At 73.8% G+C, this 17,499-nt stretch carries 15 protein-coding genes; 7 read left to right on the top strand and 8 right to left on the bottom strand.

Going from position 1 to position 17,499, the window contains the following annotated elements:
* The first annotated feature begins 36 nt into the window (after positions 1-36).
* From C9F11_RS33825 to C9F11_RS33815, 3 genes are all read left to right on the top strand, one after another.
* Complete coding sequence (locus tag C9F11_RS33825; protein ID WP_138962909.1) at positions 37-1,098, top strand: mechanosensitive ion channel family protein; 1,062 nt, start codon at positions 37-39, stop codon at positions 1,096-1,098.
* Between the two features lie 287 nt (positions 1,099-1,385).
* A complete protein-coding gene (locus tag C9F11_RS33820) occupies positions 1,386-2,798 on the top strand; it encodes a family 2B encapsulin nanocompartment shell protein (RefSeq protein WP_138962907.1) in 1,413 nt (470 codons plus the stop codon).
* Positions 2,785-4,230: a cysteine desulfurase gene (locus C9F11_RS33815; protein ID WP_138962905.1), complete on the top strand. Its 1,446-nt coding sequence runs from the start codon at positions 2,785-2,787 to the stop codon at positions 4,228-4,230. Before C9F11_RS33820 ends, C9F11_RS33815 begins: the two co-directional genes overlap by 14 nt.
* A 33-nt stretch (positions 4,231-4,263) precedes the next feature.
* On the opposite strand, the gene C9F11_RS33810 is transcribed toward C9F11_RS33815, so the two are convergent.
* Genes C9F11_RS33810 through C9F11_RS33800 form a run of 3 tightly spaced genes read right to left on the bottom strand, consistent with a single transcriptional unit; the run spans position 4,264 to position 6,345 of the window.
* Positions 4,264-5,061 carry a hypothetical protein gene (locus C9F11_RS33810; protein ID WP_138962904.1) on the bottom strand — a complete coding sequence of 266 codons (798 nt, stop codon included), beginning with the start codon at positions 5,059-5,061 and terminating at the stop codon, positions 4,264-4,266.
* Positions 5,048-5,701 (bottom strand): ABC transporter ATP-binding protein, encoded by a 654-nt coding sequence (locus C9F11_RS33805; RefSeq protein ID WP_138962902.1) that lies wholly within the window; start codon positions 5,699-5,701, stop codon positions 5,048-5,050. The genes C9F11_RS33810 and C9F11_RS33805 overlap by 14 nt, the downstream gene beginning before the upstream one ends.
* Positions 5,698-6,345 carry a TetR/AcrR family transcriptional regulator gene (locus C9F11_RS33800; protein ID WP_138962900.1) on the bottom strand — a complete coding sequence of 216 codons (648 nt, stop codon included), beginning with the start codon at positions 6,343-6,345 and terminating at the stop codon, positions 5,698-5,700. The genes C9F11_RS33805 and C9F11_RS33800 overlap by 4 nt, the downstream gene beginning before the upstream one ends.
* Positions 6,346-6,675: 330 nt before the next feature.
* On the opposite strand from C9F11_RS33800, the gene C9F11_RS33795 reads away from it, so the two are divergent.
* From C9F11_RS33795 to C9F11_RS33780, 4 genes are all read left to right on the top strand, one after another.
* On the top strand, positions 6,676-7,461 hold the full coding sequence (locus C9F11_RS33795) for an AfsR/SARP family transcriptional regulator (RefSeq protein WP_138962898.1): 786 nt from the start codon (positions 6,676-6,678) through the stop codon (positions 7,459-7,461).
* A 186-nt stretch (positions 7,462-7,647) separates the two neighbouring features.
* Positions 7,648-10,425 carry a polyketide synthase gene (locus tag C9F11_RS33790; RefSeq protein WP_138962896.1) on the top strand — a complete coding sequence of 926 codons (2,778 nt, stop codon included), beginning with the start codon at positions 7,648-7,650 and terminating at the stop codon, positions 10,423-10,425.
* Positions 10,422-11,597: an L-prolyl-[peptidyl-carrier protein] dehydrogenase gene (redW, locus tag C9F11_RS33785; RefSeq protein WP_138962894.1), complete on the top strand. Its 1,176-nt coding sequence runs from the start codon at positions 10,422-10,424 to the stop codon at positions 11,595-11,597. Before C9F11_RS33790 ends, redW begins: the two co-directional genes overlap by 4 nt.
* 84 nt (positions 11,598-11,681) lie before the next feature.
* Positions 11,682-12,002, top strand: coding sequence for a RedY protein (locus C9F11_RS33780; protein ID WP_138962892.1), 321 nt, complete (start codon positions 11,682-11,684; stop codon positions 12,000-12,002).
* A gap of 120 nt (positions 12,003-12,122) precedes the next feature.
* Here C9F11_RS33780 and C9F11_RS33775 read toward each other — a convergent pair whose 3' ends face one another.
* The 5 genes from C9F11_RS33775 to C9F11_RS33755 all read right to left on the bottom strand — a co-directional run bounded on the left by C9F11_RS33775 (position 12,123) and on the right by C9F11_RS33755 (position 17,126).
* Positions 12,123-12,797: a response regulator transcription factor gene (locus tag C9F11_RS33775; protein ID WP_138962890.1), complete on the bottom strand. Its 675-nt coding sequence runs from the start codon at positions 12,795-12,797 to the stop codon at positions 12,123-12,125.
* 435 nt (positions 12,798-13,232) lie between these two features.
* Positions 13,233-14,465, bottom strand: a complete 1,233-nt coding sequence (locus tag C9F11_RS33770; protein WP_212767847.1) for a RedV protein — start codon at positions 14,463-14,465, stop codon at positions 13,233-13,235.
* 47 nt (positions 14,466-14,512) lie between these two features.
* Positions 14,513-15,421 (bottom strand): DUF6206 family protein, encoded by a 909-nt coding sequence (locus C9F11_RS33765; RefSeq protein ID WP_138962888.1) that lies wholly within the window; start codon positions 15,419-15,421, stop codon positions 14,513-14,515.
* Between the two features lie 9 nt (positions 15,422-15,430).
* Positions 15,431-15,850: a DUF6041 domain-containing protein gene (locus tag C9F11_RS33760; protein WP_138962886.1), complete on the bottom strand. Its 420-nt coding sequence runs from the start codon at positions 15,848-15,850 to the stop codon at positions 15,431-15,433.
* A 67-nt stretch (positions 15,851-15,917) separates the two neighbouring features.
* Positions 15,918-17,126 carry a beta-ketoacyl-[acyl-carrier-protein] synthase family protein gene (locus tag C9F11_RS33755; RefSeq protein ID WP_171076150.1) on the bottom strand — a complete coding sequence of 403 codons (1,209 nt, stop codon included), beginning with the start codon at positions 17,124-17,126 and terminating at the stop codon, positions 15,918-15,920.
* Positions 17,127-17,499: the final 373 nt, after the last annotated feature.

Here is a 17,499-nt window from a genome sequence, read left to right as displayed (position 1 = left end):
ACACGGAGCGAACCGGCCGACCACGGGAGCCCATTGATGGACCGAGCCCTCACCCTGCACGACCTGATGTTCGCCGGGATCGCCGTGGTCTGCGGCATCGCGGCCGCGCTGCTCTCGCGGACGACGCTGCGCTGGCTCGGCGTGCGCGCCACCCGCACCCGGTGGAGCGGCGACGACGTGATGGTCGACGCGGCGCGCGCCATCGTGCCGTGCGCCGCGATCGTCGCGGGCCTGGCCGCCGCGGCCGCCGCGCTGCCGCTGACGCCGCGCACCGGACGCAACGTCACGCTCGTCCTGACGGCGCTGCTGATCCTCGCCGCCACGGTCACCGCGGCGCGGATCGTGGCGGGGCTCGTGAAGTCCCTGGCCCAGTCGCGCTCGGGCGTGGCGGGCTCGGCGACCATATTCGTCAACATCACGCGCGTCGTGGTGCTGGCGATCGGTTTCCTCGTCGTCCTGCAGACCCTCGGCGTGTCCATCGCGCCGCTGCTCACCGCCCTGGGCGTCGGTGGCCTCGCGGTGGCGCTCGCGCTCCAGGACACCCTCGCGAACCTCTTCGCGGGCGTGCACATCCTCGCCGCGAAGACCGTGCAGCCCGGTGACTACATCCGGCTGACCAGCGGTGAGGAGGGCTATGTCGTCGACATCAACTGGCGCAACACGGTGGTGCGCAACCTCTCCAACAACCTCGTGATCATCCCCAACGGCAAGCTCGCCGGCACCAACATGACCAACTACAGCCAGCCGGAGCAGGAGCTGTCGATCCTGGTGCAGGCGGGCGTCGGCTACGAGAGCGACCTGGACCAGGTGGAGCGCGTCACCATCGAGGTCGTCGACGAGGTGATGACCGAGATCACCGGCGCCCTGCCGCACCACGAGGCCGCGATCCGCTTCCACACCTTCGGCGACTCCCGGATCGGCTTCACGGTGATCCTGGGCGTGGGCGAGTTCAGCGACCAGTACCGGATCAAGCACGAGTTCATCAAGCGGCTGCACCGCCGCTACCGGGCCGAGGGCATCCCGGTCCCCGCGCCGACGCGGACCGTGACCGTCCGCCAGGGCGAGCTGCCGGTGACGATCCCCCATCAGCGGAGCTGATCGGATGTGTCGAAAGCCCTTGCATAAGCGTCTCTTTAGGGGTCGCAAAACGTTAGCAAGGAGGCATATTCGGCCGCATATGCCGAGTGAAGGTGTCCGGCCGGTCGAACGGGGCAGGGCTTTGCCGCCGTACCGGGCCGGACCGGCTCGCCATTGGCTCCCAAGTTCGGCTTTTTCCAGCCGAACACCAAAAGTGATTGAAAAGTCACACCTTGTGGTCATGGGGCCACGAGAAGACGATCGGCCCTGTCCGATTCCGCTCTTCGTTTCCCTCCTGGGAGGTCCCCGTGAACGACCGCCTTTCGCTCGCACCGGATGCGGCACGGCAGCTCGCGACCGCGACCAAGACGGCACCGCAGATGCTCGGCACCACCCCGCGCTATCTGCTGCGCGCGCTGCCGTGGGTGGACCTCAAGTCCGGTGTGTACCGCGTCAACCGGCGCCGCACCTTCGTGCTGGGCGACGACCGCATAGCCACCCACAGCGACGGCGGCTCCCCCCGCGTCGTCCCCGGCGACCTGCGCGAACTGCCGTATCTGCGCGAGGCCGACGAGTCCCTGCTGACCGAACTCGCCGACGCGTTCACCGAGGTGCGCTTCGAGCCCGGACAGGTCCTCGCGCAGGAGGGCGACCCCGCCGACCGCCTGTGGATCATCGTGCAGGGCCGCGCCGAGAAGCGCGTGACCGGGCGCTACGGCGAGGAGCAGCTCATCGACGTGATCGGTGACGGCCAGTTCTTCGACCTCGGCGCCTGGACCCGCGAGGAGGCCACGCCCTACCGCGTGCAGGCCCTCACCCCCGGTCTCGCCCTGTGCGCCGAGCGCCGCGCGCTCGCCGCCCTCGCCGACCGCGACGAGAACGTCTGCGGCTCCCTGGCCGCCTACGCCTCCGGCAACGGCCTGCGGCCCGGCTCCGAGGTGCCCGTCGACCTCACCTCGGGCCACGTCGGCGAGCCCGACCTGCCCGCCACGTACGTCGACTACGAGGACACCCCGCGCGAGTACCACATGACGCTCGCGCAGACGATCCTGCGCGTGCACACCCGCGTCCACGACGTGTACAGCGGCGACTTCGACCAGACCCGCCAGCAGGCGCTGCTCACCATCGAGGCGCTGCGCGAGCGGCAGGAGGCGGCGCTGCTCAACCACCCCGAGTTCGGCCTCTTCCACAACGTGGCCCCGGGCCAGCGCGTACAGACCCGCACCGGCTCGCCCACGCCCGACGACCTCGACGAGCTGCTCGCCCGGGTGTGGAAGCAGCCCGGCTACTTCCTCGCGCACCCCAAGGCCATCGCCGCGTTCGGGCGCGAGTGTACGCGGCGGGGCGTGCCCCCGGTCACCGACAACAGGTTCGGCAGCCCGCTGCTGACCTGGCGCGGAGTGCCGCTGATCCCCTCCGACAAGGTGCCCTTCAGCAACGGCGTACGGGCGAACGGCGCCGGCGGCTCGGCCGCGGCCGTCGGCACCACGGAGATCCTCCTGATGCGCCTGGGCGAGGCCGACCGCGGCGTCGTGGGCCTGCGCCCCGGCGAGGTCTCCGACGAGGTCGAGCCCGGTCTGTCCATGCGGAACATGGGCACCGACCAGAAGGGCATCACCTCGTACCTGATGACGGCGTACTTCAACACGGCGGTCCTGGTCGAGGACGCCATCGCCGTGCTCCAGAACGTCGAGGTGAACAACTACCATGACTACTCCTGACGTTCCCGACCTCAGGGCCCTGCTGCGGGCACCCGCACAGGTGCCCACCCAGGTGCCCTCGGCGGTGTCGGCGCCGGTGCCGGCCGACGTGCCCGCCGTCACGGCACCCACGGCGCCCGGAACGCCCGCCGCACCCGGTATGTCCGCCGCCCCGGCCCCGGTGCCCACGGCGTCCCCCGAGGACGCCCTCGCGGCCCTGCCCACCACCGCGCCCGGCGGCTTCACCCCCGAGCAGGCCCGCAAGGACGTCCCGATCCTGCACCGGACGGTGAACGGACACCCCCTGGTCTGGCTCGACAACGGGGCCACCACCCAGAAGCCCCGCCAGGTCATCGAGGCCCTCTCCGCGTACTACGGCGCGGCCAACTCCAACATCCACCGGGGCGCGCACACCATGGCGCGCGAGGCAACCGAGCTGTACGAGGCGGGCCGCACGGCGGTCGCGGAACTCCTCGGCGCGGCGTCGCCGGAGAACATCGCCTTCGTCCGGGGCACCACCGAGGGCATCAACCTGGTGGCACAGAGCTGGGGCCGCTCCGTGCTGCAACCGGGCGACGAGATCCTCGTACCGGTCCTGGAGCACCACTCCAACATCGTCCCGTGGCAGCTCCTGGCGAAGGAGACCCACGCGCGCGTGGTCCCGGTGCCGCTCACGCCCGAGGGAGAGATCGACCAGAAGGCGTACGCCGACCTGCTGTCCGCGCGCACCCAGCTCGTGGTGGTCAGCCAGGCCTCGAACGTCCTCGGCACCGTGCCGCCGGTCGCGGAGATGGCCGCGCTCGCCCACCGCTACGACGCGCGGGTCCTCGTGGACGGCGCGCAGGCGGTGGCCCACATGCCGGTGGACGTCCAGCAGTTGGGCGCGGACTTCTACGTGTTCTCCGGGCACAAGCTGTTCGCCCCGACGGGCATCGGAGCCCTGTACACGGCGCCCGGGATGACGGAGGCGATGCGCCCGTGGCAGGGCGGCGGCAACATGATCGAGTCGGTGAGCTTCGAGCGGACGACGTTCGCGCCGATGCCGCACCTCCTGGAGGCGGGCACCGGCCACATCTCCGGCGTGGTCGGGCTCCTGGCGGCGATCGACTGGCTGCGGTCCTTCGACCGGGAGGCCGTCGCCGCGTACGAGAACGCGCTCATGGCGTACGCGACGCAGACCATGGCGACGGTCCCCGGCCTTGAGGTGATCGGCTCCGCGGCCGAGCGGATCGCGGTGCTCACCTTCACGCTCGCGGGCCACGACCCGGCCTCGGTCGCGGACTGGCTCGACCGGGACGGGATCGCCGTGCGCGCGGGCCACCACTGCGCGCAGCCCGCGCTCGCGCACTACGGCCTGGAGTCCGCGGCCCGTGCCTCGTTCGCGCTCTACAACACCTCCGACGAGGTGGACCAGTTGGTGGCGTCCCTGCGCCGGATGCGGGCCGGGGCCTGAGCGGCGCGGGGACGCCCGGGGCCCGGGCCGCCGTCACCGCCCGGGGCGGCGGCCGCGGGTCCTGAAGTGGAACACGGCCAGACCGACGAGGGCGAAGAACGCCGCCCAGGCCAGGCCGAGCCCGAGGTAGCGCCACAGGACGGTGTCGCCGAGCGCGCCGCCCGCGGAGAACTGCATCGGCCCGAACGACGGGAAGTACTGCAGGACCGGCTTGTTGGCGGCCGGGTTGCCGAGCGGGTTCTGCAGGAACGTGTCGGTGAGCCCGCCCATGATGATGAGGAAGAAGCCCTCCAGGTCGTTTCTGACCAGGACGCCGAGGAGGAGGCCGAGCGAGCCGTAGGTGAGGGTCATGGCCAGGAACCCGGCGAGGATCGTGGCCCAGCCGGTGAACCCGGGACGCCAGTGGAGCAGCAGGGCGAGCGCGGTGTAGAGCGCGATGGTGCCCGCGACGATGCCGATGGCCAGCATCTTGGCGCCGATCAGGGTGGACTGGCGGTATCCGGCGAAGGCCAGGCGCCGGTCGAAGGCGAGGGCCTTGCGCACCGCGTCGAAGACGACGAAGCCGGAGATCATCGTGAGCGAGTTGAGGCCCGCGGTGATCAGCGTGATGTGCCGGCCGTCGACGTGCAGCACCTCGCCCGTCGCGTACAGCTTGAAGTCCAGGGCCTTGTCCCCGGCGATCGAGGTCATCAGCAGGTACCAGACGGGCACGAACAGCACGAGGAGCAGGGCCGCGAGGCGGTTGCGGCTCTGCTCGCGCACGGAGAACCGCAGGGCGGTCGGGAACTGCCCGTACCGCGGCCGGTCCGTGAAGACGTCAAGCTGCGGCATGGCGGCGCTCCCTGTCCCCCTCGGACGTGCGCGGCGCGAGACGGCCGTCGACGAGGTCGGCGAGGAGGTCGAACCGCTCCTGCTCGAAGACCAGATGGGTGATCACGACGACGGCCTTGTCGCGCTCGTGCAGCGTGTCGACCAGGTCCCAGAAGCGCAGATACGTCTCCCAGTCGAAGCCCTGGTACGGCTCGTCGAGGAGCAGGACGTCCGGGTCGTGGAGCAGGGCCAGGGTGAGGTTGAGCTTCTGCCGGGTGCCGCCGGACAGATCGCCCGCGGGGGTGGCGCGGTACTTCTCGAAGCCGAGGAGCTCCACCAGTTCGTCGGCGCGGCCCAGGCCGCTCAGCCGGTGGGCGGCGGCGAAGTACCGTAAGTGCTGGTCCACGGTGAGGTTGGCGTTGAGCACGGGGTCCTGCGGGCAGTAGCCGAGCTCGCCGCGGAGCCGGACCTCGCCCCGGTCGACGCGCAGGGTGCCCGCGACGGCCTTGAGGAAGGTGGACTTGCCCGCGCCGTTCTCGCCGACCACGGCGACCAGTTGGCCGGGTTCGACCGTGAGGTCGGCGCCGCGCAGGACCTGGTGCTTGCCGAACGCCTTGTGGACGTCCCGGGCGGTGAGTGCGGCCTGTGGCCTGCCGGTCATGCCTGGCCTCCTTCTGCTTCCGGTGCTGTGGGCTCCGCGTTCAGCCCGCCCGCGTAGATGCTCAGGAGCTCGGGCCCCCAGCGGGCCAGGCCCATCGCCGACAGCGGGTCGACGCCGAGGACCGCCGTGAGCTGCTCCCGCAGCAGGAACACCGAGAGGTCGTTGACCAGCAGCAGCGCGGCACGCACCTGCGGGTCCCTGCCGCGCGACGCGGCACCGGACTCGGCGAGGCCGTCCAGGGTCTCCCTGCTCATCGCGTAGAGCCGGTGGAACAGGCCGCGGCCCGCCTCCGTGTCCGACAGCAGGAGCCTGCGCAGATAGCCGGGCAGCGGCGAGCCGACGGGCAGATGGCGCAGGAAGACCTCGCCGAGCGGGCTCGCCGTGGCGGACGCCGGCTCCTCGAACAGCTCCGGCCCCTCGTCCCCCGTCAACTCGCCGAGCAGCTGCTCGAAGACGGTGAGGACGTACTGGTCGACCTCCTGGCGCAGGCCGTCCTTGGAGCGGAAGTGGTGGACGACGAGCCCCGGGGAGACCCCCGCCGCCGTGGCGATCTGGCGGACGGTGACGACGTCGGGGCCGTGGGCGGCGAAGAGCCGCAGGGCCTCGTCTCGGATGACCGCCCGGGTCGTGCGGTCATCGGGCATTGAACGCATGTACAGCAGACTAAACGCTCGTTCAATGGCTTGTCCAGAGAGCCGGAGCCTCCGCCTCCGGAGGCCATCCGTTGAGATGGCCCCGGCCCGTCTCAACGGATGACCGATCCGGCACTCCGAAATTCGACGCGGCATTCCGCCGGGAAACCCGTCAGGCGGCCGATGGCACCGCCTGCCCGACCCTGGGAAACTCGTACACGACCGAAAAGGAACGGGGCCGGTGGTGCCCCTGAGCCTTCTTCCGCCCTGCCGCCTTTCGCCGCCCGTCCGCACCTTCTGCTGTCTCCTGCACCTTTCGCTGTTCATCGGGGGAGGAACGACATGCACATCACTGTCCTGGGACCGGTTTCCGTGGCCACCGGGGGAAAACGCCACGGAATCCAGGCCGACAAGGTGCGGGCGATGCTCGCCGTCCTCGCCCTCGACGCGGGCCGGGCCGTCGCGCACGCGGACCTCGCGGACGAGCTGTGGGCGGGCCGGCCCCTCGGCAACACCCGCAACGCGCTCCAGGCGCACGCCACCCGGCTGCGCAAGGTGCTCGACGGCCACGAGGAGCGGCTCCGGGGCACGACCGTGCTGCGCGCGGTGCGCGGCGGCTATCTGCTCGACGTGCCGCCGGGCTGCGTCGACGGCAACACCTTCCTCGACCTGGCCTCACGCGGCGCCGCGGCGCTCGACGCGCGCCCGGAGCGGGCCATCGAGCTGCTCAAGGCCGGGCTCGACCTGTGGCAGGGGCCCGCGCTGCTCGACGCCGGCGACGGGCTGCGCTGCCGGGGCGCCGCCGCGCTCTTCGACGAGCGGCGGCTCACGGTCCGGGAGGACCTGATCCGCGCCCGTCTCGCCGTCGGCGACGCCTCGCGGGCGGTGGCCGAGCTGCGCCGCCTGGTCGCCGAGCACCCGCTGCGCGAACGCTTCTGCGAGCTCCTCATGCTCGCCCTCTACCGCACCGGGCGGCAGGCGGAGGCCCTGGAGCTGTTCCACGCCACCCGCCGACGGCTCGACGAGGAACTGGGCGTACAGCCCGGAATCGTGCTCCAGCGCCGTCACACGGAAATCCTGTCGCAGGACCCGGCCCTTTCCCTGACCACGGTCCCCGCCGCCTCATAAAGACACGCCGCACCTTTCTCCCACGCATTCCCGTCCATTCCCTTTCACCTTCGCCGCCTCACCCGCCACGGCGGCCACACCGTCGCGGCCTTCCCCGGTGAGGCACACGGTGCCCGCCCGAATGCGGCCGCGCATTCCTTCCCGCTCTTCGAGCGGGATCCCGACAACCGCAGGAGCAGCCGCGACATGACGTCCGATTGGCAAGCCCGCCGGGCCACTCCCGCGCGGCCCGGCGAGCCCCTCGCGATCGTGGGGCTCGCGGAACTCGACCCCGACGGGCTCGACGACGTCGTGGTCGACGTCGCCCGGTTCGGCATCCCCCCGATGCAGGCCAGGTCCATGAACCGGATGCAGCTGCTCATGCTGGAGGCCGCCCGGCTCTGTCTGGCGGACGCGGGCCACCCCGAACGGCCGCTGCCCGCCGAGCGCACCGACGTCGTCACCGGCCTCTGCTTCGCCCTCGACCGCCAGCACGCCAACGCCGTACGCATCGAACTCCCCCGCTACGCCCGCGAGGTGGAGCGCGCCGCCCGCGCGGCGGGGGCGACGCCGGACCGGGCCGCGCGGGCCGCCGCCGAGCTGCGCGAGCGGCTCGCTCCGCGCCTCGGCGGTTCGCCGCACGACCGCGTGGGCGAGATGGCGAGCACGATCCCGGCGCGGATCGCCGCCGCCTTCAAGCTGCGCGGCCGCACGCTCGCGGTGGAGTCCGCCGAGGCGACGTCGTTCGTGGCGCTCGCGCACGCGGTGGACCAGCTGCGCGCCGAGGCGTCGGACGCGGTGCTCGTCCTGGCCGGGCAGCGGCGCGAGAGCCCGTTCGTCGCCGAGGCGCTCGCGGCGAAGGGAAGGTTCGGCCCCGGCGGCGGGCGCGCGTCCGCGGGAGCAGGGGGAGCGGAACGCGCGCCGGGTTCGGGGGCGGCACCGCGCCCCGGCGAGACGTCGGACCACCCCGTGGTCGAGGGCGTCGGCGCCGTGCTCCTGAAGCGGCTCTCCACGGCCGTGCGCGACGGGGACCGCGTCTACGCCACCGTCCTGGACTGCACGCTGCGGCACGACCCGCGCCCCGGCACCTTCCGGCACTCGCACTCCGTCGCGCTGCGGCAGGAGGCGGCCGCCGACTCGCTGCGGGCCGCGGGCGCGGAGCCCGACACCGTCCAGTACGTCGTCTGCGCGGGCTCCTCGGTCCCCCGGGAGGCCGCCGCCGAACGCGAGGCCCTCGCCCGGCTGCACGCGGGACGCGCGCCGGGGGCGGTGGTGCTCGGCACGGGCGACGGCCGGGCGTTCGCCCACGCGGGGCTCGCGTCGGTGAGCCGGGTCGCCCGGGGGCTGCGCGAGGGGCGCTACCCGGGGCCGCCGGTGGGGGACGCCGAGCCGGTGGAGGTGCCCTTTCGGCGGGCGCGGGCGGGCGAGGCGTGGGTCGCGCGCCCCGGGGCGCCGCGCCGGGCCGTCGTGCACGGGTCCTCCCTGACGGGGACCTTCTGCCACCTCGTCCTCGAAGAGCACCGCGGCCCCGGCCCCGCCGGGCCCCGCGCCCGTTCCCGGAGCGGGCCGCGGGCGGTGCCGGTCGCGGTGGTCGGGCTCGGCGGCCGGTTCGCGGGGGCGCCCGACGCCGCCGGGTTCTGGCGGGTCGTCGGCTCGGGCCGGACCCGCATCGGGCCGGTGCCGGACCACGTACTCGACCGGGACCTCTACCACTGCCCCGGCTCACTCAGCCTGACCCACTCGTACACCGACCAGGGCGGCCACGTGCCGGTGCCCGCCGATCCGCCGGACGACCTGGCGGTGCTGCCGCTGCGGTACGCGGCGATGGACGGCGCGCAGCGGCTCGCCCTCGACGTCGCGGCGGAGCTGTTCGCCGGGCGGCGCGCCCCCACCGGGCGCGGCGTGGTCGCCGTCGGCACCACGCTGGGCCTGACGAAGGAGCGGCGCGCCCACACCGACCTGTTCCTGGCAGGGCTGGAGGACACCGTCGCGGCGCTGCCCGCGCTCGACGGACTCTCGGCGCTGCGCAAGAAGAAGCTCCTGGAGCGGCTGCGCGAGCGGACCGGGGACAGCGCGGCCGAGCCGTCGCCCGCCCTGCTCGACGGCTGTCTGGCCAGCGGCGTGGCCGCGCTGCTCGCCAACGAGTACGGCCTCGGCGCGGTGCCGCTCGCGGTGGAGGCGGCCTGCGCGTCCTCCCTGGCCGCCCTCGACGTCGCCGTGGGCGCGCTGCGCTCGGGCACCGCCGACTTCGCCGTCGCGGGCGGCGTCGAACTGGCCTGCACCACCCGGGACATGGTCCTGTGCTCCGCGCTCGGGCTGCTCTCGCACAGCAGGAACGCGCCGTTCGACGCGGCCGCCGACGGGTTCACACCGGGCGACGGCTGCGGGCTCTTCCTGCTGAAGCGGTACGAGGACGCGCGGCGCGACGGGGACACCGTGCACGGGGTGATCCGCGCCGTCGGCGCCTCGAACGACGCCAAGTCGCTGATCGCCCCGGACGTCGCGGGCCAGGTGCGGGCCATGCAGCGCGCCTTCGCCCAGGTCGACTTCGAGCCCTGCACCGTGGACTACCTGGAGGCGCACGGCACCGGCACCAAGGTGGGCGACCGGGTCGAGATCGCCGCAGCGGCCCGGCTCTACGCGGGCGGCCCGCGCGCGGGCGCGCTGCGCATCGGCTCGGCGAAGTCGTTCTTCGGGCACACCTTCGCGGCGGCGGGCAGCGCGGGCCTGCTGCGCACGCTGCTCGCGCTGCGGGCGGGCACGCTGCCGCCCAACACCCTGTTGCGCACGCTGAATCCGGCGCTCGGGCTCGCCGCCATCCCGGCCGAGATCGCCACCCGGGCCGAGCCGTGGCCGCGCCCGCCCGGCAGGCCGCGGCGCGCGGCCGTCAGCTCCTTCGGCACCGGCGGCATCAACTACCACGTCCTCGTCGAGGAGGACCAGACACGCCACGCGAGGCACGAGAAGGGGTCCGGACCGCGATGAACTTCGCCTTCGACGACGACACCGAGGACATGCGCGCGGCCGTCGAGCGGTTCGCGCGCCGCGACCTGGGCGAACCGCCGCCCGCGGCCGGGGCCCCGGACCCGGCGGAGTTCCGGCGGCGCTGGCAGCTCGCGGGCAAACAGGGCCTGGTCGGCAGCGTCGTGCCGGAGCGCTACGGCGGCAGCGGCCTCGACGCGGTGACGGCGGCCGCGGTGATGGAGGCGCTCGGCTACGGCTGCCCGGACACGGGCTTCGCCTTCTCCGTGGCGGCGCACCTGTTCGCGGCGGTGATGCCGGTCGTGGAGTTCGGCACCGAGGAGCAGAAGCGGGCCCTGCTGCCCGCGCTGTGCTCGGGCGAGCGGATCGCCGCGCACGGCATCACCGAGCCGGAGGCCGGATCGGACACCCTCGCGCTGCGCACCCGCGCGGTGCGCGACGGCGACGCGTACGTGCTCGACGGGGCGAAGGCGTTCACGACGAACGCGCCGGTCGCCGACGTCTTCGTGGTGCAGGCGGCGACGGCGCCGGGCGGCGGGTACTTCGGCCTCACCGCCTTCGTCGTGGAGGCGGACACTCCGGGTCTCACGGTGGGTCCGCCGTACGACAAGGTGGGCCTGCGCGGTTCGCCGACCGCCGATGTGCGCCTGGACGGCTGCGTGGTGCCCGCGAGCGCCGTGCTCGGCGCCGAGGGGGCGGGCGCGAGCGTGTTCGCGGGCTCCATGAAGTGGGAGCGCACCTGCCTGTTCGCGGCCTACCTCGGCGCGATGCGGCGGGTCCTGGAGTCCACCGTCGCGTACGCGGGTCAGCGCGAGCAGTTCGGGGTGCCGATCGGCGGCTTCCAGGCGGTGAGCCACCGCGTCGTCGACATGACGCTCGCGGTGGAGTCGGCGCGGCTCCTGCTGTACAAGGCGGCGTGGGGGCTGGCGCGGGGCAGCGAGGACGAGGTGGCGCCCGCGCTCGCGAAGCTCGCGGTGAGCGAGGCGGCCGTGCGCGTCGGCTTGGACGCCGTCCAACTGCGCGGCGCACTCGGGGTGTTGAGCGGAGAGGCGGAGACGCTGCTGCGGGACGCCCTGCCCTCGCGCATCTTCTCCGGCACCAATGAGATCCAGAAGAACAACATCGCGCGGGCGCTCGGCCTGGGCGGCAGCCGCCGCGCGGGCACCCGCCGCTGAGCCGGGACACCGTGGTCCCGGGACATCGCGAGACATCGAGACGGGACACCGTGGTCCCGAGACGTCGAGAGAGGACGCCCCACCATGGCGGTCATCGTTCACCGCATCCGGCTGCACGACGGCGTGGCGCCGGAGCGCTTCGAGTCCTGGGTGCGGGACGTGGACTACGCGACCTGTCCGGAACTGCCCGCTGTCCGCGCGTTCGGCGTGCAGCGCCGCGCCTCGGGCGAGGGCGGCGGCGCCGTCGAGTACTTCGAGATCATCGAGGTGACCAGCGCGGCGGAGTTCGAACGGGATGTGCGATCGGAACCATTCCGCCGGCTTGTCGCCGATTTCGAGAAGATGGCCGCCGTGGTCGACGAGTGGTCCGGGGAACGGGTGGGAGCAGGTTACCGGGCCGAATGATTTAGCGGACCCACGGCAGGGGATCCGGGAACCGGAAAAGCAGCCTCCGGTGAATACCGCTCGACTCCTGGATCCGCGGCGGCCGCATCCGGGACTCCCGGATGCGAACACCCGGCCCGTTCATCCTTCTTGGCCGCGGAATTCAGCGGTCCGCCCAATTGCCGCCATCAATCCGGTTTCATAAGCAATGGCAACGGCCTGGGCGCGTGTGCCGACACCCAGCTTTCGGAGCACGTGGTGGACATGGGATCTGACGGTCGCCATGGACACCGAGAGCTTCTCGGCGACCTCGGCGTTCGACTTGCCCTGGGCAAGGAGCACCATCACCTCGGACTCGCGGGGGGTGAGGTCCGCCGCCATGCGCGCCGAGCGGCGGGACATCCCCTGCTGCGGCAGGCGCTCCAGGGTGCGCCGGGCGGCGGCGGGCATCACCATCGTGGCGCCCGCGCTGACCGTGCGCAGCACGTGGATCAGGTCGTCCGCCGAGGAGTCCGGGGCGAGGACCGCGCGGACGCCGATGCACAGGGCCTCGACGGAGCGGTGCGCGGACTCGGCCTTGGTGATCAATATGATCTTGGTCAGGGCGGCCAGCTCCGCCAGCTCGCTCTTGTCCTCGAAGCCGAGCGCGGGAGCCACCACGATCATGACGTGGGGCGCCAGTTCGGCGACGGCCGCGGCGGATTCACGGCCGGTGGTGAAGCCCATGACCTCGATGTCGGGCTGCTGGTCGAGCAGCGCGCGCATCGCGGCGGACATGATCGACTCATCGCAGCACACCAGGACGCGGATCTTCATGCCTCGCCGCCTCACCGCATCTGGTCCGGGCGGAGGCCGCGGCGCCGGGCGGGCCGGGCCGCACCCCTCGTCACGGTGTCACGTGTCACGGCGTCACATGTCACGGCATCACGCCCGCGCGGGCCGGCCGCACCGGCCTCGTGCCCGCGTCCGGCAGGTGCCCCCTGCAGCAGTAGCCCATCTCGCCGCCCCCTTTTGAATGACACGACCATGTGCCTTCGGGTACCCCTCGTCGCTGCTGCGCGCTATCGGACCCGGCTGCTCTTCGATGGTGCGCTTCACCCCGGGCCGCCGCGTCTCCTCTCCGGAATCGGTGCAGGCACGTGGACGCGGAATATTCCGTCCGCACTGCAACAGTATGTGCGCGCAACTGGCGTCCGTGGGAGCTTTATTGGAAGAAGCATGAAAATGGCTCGAAACCTCGCGGGGGAAAACTCAGATCGTCCGCAGGGGCGCGTGTGCGGGGCGACGGTGCGAGCGCGGGAAGGCCGATACACCCGTGGTGGGGCGGCCCAGCCTGCTGAGGAATATCGCCTGTCCCGGAATGCGGAACTGATCCTCCAGGGCGCGCCGCAGGTCGTCGTGCTGAAGGACGGCGCTGATGGGGTGCAAGGCGAGTCCCGCCCCGGTGGCGGCCAGCCAGTAATCGGCCACTCGTGCGCCGCCCTTGACACCGTCCGCGAGCGTCGGCGGCCGCGTACCGGTGAGGCTCAGGACGGTGAGGGCGGGCGTGGGGCGCACGATGCGCGCGAGCTGCCGGGCGAGCAGACCGGGGTAGCCGACGTGCCGCAGCAGCCGCATCGTCGTGGGCGCGAGCGCGAGCCGCCGCGCCCGCTCGTGCGGCCAAGGCAGCGGCCCGAACAGCTCCTTGAGCGTGAAGCCGTCCCCGTGCGCCGCCGCGTCGGCGGCGCTGAACCGCAGGTAGGAGTGTGTCTCCTGCCAGGCGGGGCCGTGGCTGAAGTCCCGTCCGGCGTGCCGGGCCACGAAGGCGGCGAGCGCGGCGCGGTCGGCGTCCGACGTCAGATGGCGCACGGCGACGTCCGCGTCCCGCGCGACGGCGGTGCCCGTCGGCGCCGCCAGGCGGTCCAGGACCTCGGGCGCGACGGGCTCACGGCGGTAGGGCGCGCGGTGGGTGCGCCGTGCCGCGGCGGCGGCTTGCAGGGCACGCGGGTCCTCGGCCGCTCCCCCGGCCTCGTGGCGCAGCCGTGCCACGCACAGCGGCGCCCAGGTCCGCGGCCAGGCGGCGGGGCCCGGCCGCGCCCACGGCCAGTCGGCGGCCAGGGGCCCCGCAAGGGCGCCGGGCGCGTACCGCAGGGCGTCCACGGTCCACCCCCGCGCGCCGAGGGCCCGGAGCAGGAGCTGCGCGTACGCGCCGCAGCTGACCAGCATCTCCACGTGCAGGGCGGGCAGCGCGCGCAGCCGGCGCTCGCGGTCGAGGGCGAGGACGAGGTACTGGTCGGCGGCCTCCGCCGTCCCGCCCGCGGCCCGTGCGGCGGCGGCCCGGGCGCCGTCCCCTCTGGCCCAGGCCACGCCCCAGGGCTGGCAGTTGTGGGAGGAGGGGCTGAGCGCGGCGACGCGCACGGCCTCGTCGAGGGCGGCCTCGAAGCCCGGCTGTGCGGGCACGGCGTGGGCGGCCGTACGGGGCGCTCGGGTCCGGTCAGCGGTCATGGGTGTGGCACTCCTCGGGTCTCCCCCGGTCCCCTCGGCGGCGAGGGTCAGCGGTCCACGGGCGGCGGCAGCAGGAACGGGTACGTCCGGCGCCGGACCTTGCGGTGCCAGAACCGGTCGGCGGCGCGGAGCCGCTGGATCAGTTCCCACATGCGGGCGTCGTCGCGGTAGTAGGCGGCGACCTCGGCGGCGGTGAGTGGCGTGGCCAGACGGGCGTTGGCCTGCTCCAGGAAGGCGGGGACGAGCGCGCCCAGGCGTTCCTTGTGGAGGTTGCCGAGGAAGTCCAGGAGCACCCCGCGGGTCTCGTAGAACTTGTCGAAGATCGACTTGGCCATGGCCAGGCGGACGGCGTCGCGCAGGATCCACGGCAGCGAGGTGAAGAACAGGCGTACGTCGAGCTCCTCGCGCCCCCGCGCGTCGCGCATGAGCGGCGTGGTGACGTCCAGGTAGGTCAGTTCGCCGTCGGTGTCGATCCAGTTGGAGGCCTGCGCGTCCAGGCCCGTGGTGGGGCCGACGGCGGCGTCGACGCGGTCGAGGAAGCGGGCGAAGAAGCCCTTCGCCCAGGCCTCGTCCTCGGTGTGCAGCAGGCGGGAGCACAGCCGCTCGGGCGGCAGTTCGCGCTGGACGCAGTACGCGACGACCCGCCCCCCGGGGCCGGGGGTGTGCCACACCTCGGTGGGCGCGACGGTGAGCCCGCGGTCGGCGAGGCGGCGCAGATACGCGTCGAGGCCCTCCCGGTAGCGGTCGAAGCGGGCCCGGTCGGGGAAGGCGGGCAGGCGTTTGCAGGCGAAGGAGCCCGCGTCGGTGCGCAGTCGCAGGACGAGGGTGATCTCGCCGTGGCCGAGCACGTCGAGCGCGCTGTCGTCGGCGGTGCGCAGCGCGTGCCGCACCCGCCGCTCCAGGTCGTCGAGCCCGGCGTGCGGCAGCGGGAAGGCCGGGGGGTGCCGAAGGGTCATGGGGTGCCCTCACTCGGGTGTCCTGCGGGTGTGGACGCGCGCGTGGACCAGGAGGAGCCGTCCGCCCGCGGCCACGAAGGCCGCGTCGAAGAGGAGGATCTCCGGGACGCTGGTGACCAGGACCGCCACGAAGCAGGCGATGAGGGCCAGTTGGGCCCCCAGGGCCGCGACGACGAGGCGCCGGTCCCGGTCGGCCACGAGGACGGCGCCGCTGGCGGCCATCGCCACGCCGACGAGGGCGGCGACGGCGGTCGGGTGCGCGGCGAGGCGGTCGCTGAGCGGCCCGAGGACGGCGAGTCCTTCGTTGGCGTCGGCGGCGGCGTCGAGGCGGCCTTCGACCGACTCGACCCCCGGGACGAACTTGGCGAGTCCCGCGAGGACGTAGAGGACGCCGAGGACGCGCTGGAGCAGCAGGTTCCGGCCGGACACGAGAGTGAGTCTCCTCCGGCCGCGGCCGGGCGGCCCGCCCCTTTCCGGCCTTCGCGGGCGGCCGGGCTCACGCCGCCGTCACCACCAGGACCGCGTTCTGGCCGCCGAAGCCGAAGGAGTTGCTGACGGCGACCCGGACGGGGCGCTCGCGCGGGGCGCCGGTGACGACGTCCAGGTCGATGTCGGGGTCCTGGTGGCGGAGGTTGGCGGTCGGCGGGACCGTGCCGTGCTGCACGGCGAGGACGGTGAGCGCGGCCTCGATCGCCCCGGCCGCGCCGAGGGTGTGACCGAGGACGCCCTTGGTGGAGGTGACGGCGGGGCCCGTGCCGAGGAACTTGCGCAGCACGGCGGCCTCCGCGGCGTCGTTCAGGGGCGTGGACGTGCCGTGCGCGTTGACGTGGTCGACCTCGTCGGGCATCACGCCCGCGCGGGCGAGGGCCGTGCGCAGGGCGAGCAGGACACCGGTGCCCCGCGGGTCGGGGGCCGTCAGGTGGTACGCGTCGGCCGACGCGCCGTACCCGGCGAGGCGGGCCCGCACGGCCGCGCCGCGCGCGCGGGCGTCGGCGGCGCGCTCCAGGACGAGCATGCCGCTGCCCTCGCCGATGACGAAGCCGTCCCGGTCCCGGTCGAACGGACGGGATGCGGCCGCGGGTTCGTCGACGCGCCGGGACAGGGCGCCCATCTGCGCGAAGCCCGTCACCATCAGCGGGGACACCCCGGCCTCGCCGCCCCCGGCGACCACCACGTCGCAGCTGCCGTCGCGCAGCAGCTGGAGCGCGGTGCCGATGGCGGTGGCGCCGGACGCGCAGGCCGTCGCGGTGACGAAGTTGGGCCCGGTGGCCCGCAGGTCCATCGCCAGGTGCCCGGCCACCATGTTCGGTACGAGCATGGGGACGAGCAGCGCCGACACGGCCTTGGGTCCGTCGTCGAGGAGGCGCCGGTGCTGTGCCTCCCAGGTGGCGACGCCGCCGAGGCCGCAGCCGACGACGACCCCCACGCGGGCACCGTCCCAGGTCGCCGGGGAGAGCCCGCTGTCCGCGACGGCCTCGCGCGCCGCCGCGACGGACAGCTGGCTGAACCGGTCCTGCGTCAGGGCGCTGCGCCTGCCCACGTGGCGCCGGGGCGAGAAGCCGGGCACGGTGCAGGAGATGTCGACGGGCAGGCCCGCGAGCGCCGGGTCGCGGGCCGCCGCGGACTCGCCCGCGCAGACCCCCGCCCAGGTGGCGGCGGCCCCGATCCCGGCGGCGGTGACGAGCCCCACCCCGGTCACCACCACGGCGTCGCCCTCGGGGGACGCGGCGCCGGTGGCGAGACGCGGGATGGGGTGCTCGACGGGGTCGCCGGGCAGCGGGCGCGCGGGCCCGGCCGGTGCGGGGCCGCCGTCACCGGGCACGGCCGCCGTCACCGCGGCACCCCGGCGGCCTCGTACCCGGCGGCCCCGTCGAGTCCGGGGGCCCCGTCGTGTCCGTCCTGTCCGTCGGGCCGGATGGCCGGTCCTGCGTACGTGGTGCCCATCGGATGCGCCCCACCTCTCGGTCGCTTGCGGTCGAGTCTGCGGGCCGTGGCTGACCGGGGACCGCGTACGGCGCTGACGGACGGCTGACCGCGCGGGCACCCGGCCGCGGTGGCGCGCCCCGGGCGGGGGCGAT

It is taken from the genome of Streptomyces sp. YIM 121038, assembly GCF_006088715.1.
Classification (GTDB): Bacteria; Actinomycetota; Actinomycetes; order Streptomycetales; family Streptomycetaceae; genus Streptomyces.
This window is presented reverse-complemented; position numbering and strand designations above follow the sequence as displayed.

Bases quoted from the DNA above. Each gene is read 5' to 3' on its own strand.
- C9F11_RS33775 (WP_138962890.1), bottom strand. From the start codon at position 12,797: ATGAAGATCCGCGTCCTGGTGTGCTGCGATGAGTCGATCATGTCCGCC.
- C9F11_RS33815 (WP_138962905.1), top strand. From the start codon at position 2,785: ATGACTACTCCTGACGTTCCCGACCTCAGGGCCCTGCTGCGGGCACCC.
- redW (WP_138962894.1), top strand. From the start codon at position 10,422: ATGAACTTCGCCTTCGACGACGACACCGAGGACATGCGCGCGGCCGTC.
- C9F11_RS33810 (WP_138962904.1), bottom strand. From the start codon at position 5,061: ATGCCGCAGCTTGACGTCTTCACGGACCGGCCGCGGTACGGGCAGTTC.
- C9F11_RS33805 (WP_138962902.1), bottom strand. From the start codon at position 5,701: ATGACCGGCAGGCCACAGGCCGCACTCACCGCCCGGGACGTCCACAAG.
- C9F11_RS33790 (WP_138962896.1), top strand. From the start codon at position 7,648: ATGACGTCCGATTGGCAAGCCCGCCGGGCCACTCCCGCGCGGCCCGGC.
- C9F11_RS33765 (WP_138962888.1), bottom strand. From the start codon at position 15,421: ATGACCCTTCGGCACCCCCCGGCCTTCCCGCTGCCGCACGCCGGGCTC.
- C9F11_RS33795 (WP_138962898.1), top strand. From the start codon at position 6,676: ATGCACATCACTGTCCTGGGACCGGTTTCCGTGGCCACCGGGGGAAAA.
- C9F11_RS33825 (WP_138962909.1), top strand. From the start codon at position 37: ATGGACCGAGCCCTCACCCTGCACGACCTGATGTTCGCCGGGATCGCC.
- C9F11_RS33770 (WP_212767847.1), bottom strand. From the start codon at position 14,465: ATGACCGCTGACCGGACCCGAGCGCCCCGTACGGCCGCCCACGCCGTG.
- C9F11_RS33800 (WP_138962900.1), bottom strand. From the start codon at position 6,345: ATGCCCGATGACCGCACGACCCGGGCGGTCATCCGAGACGAGGCCCTG.
- C9F11_RS33780 (WP_138962892.1), top strand. From the start codon at position 11,682: ATGGCGGTCATCGTTCACCGCATCCGGCTGCACGACGGCGTGGCGCCG.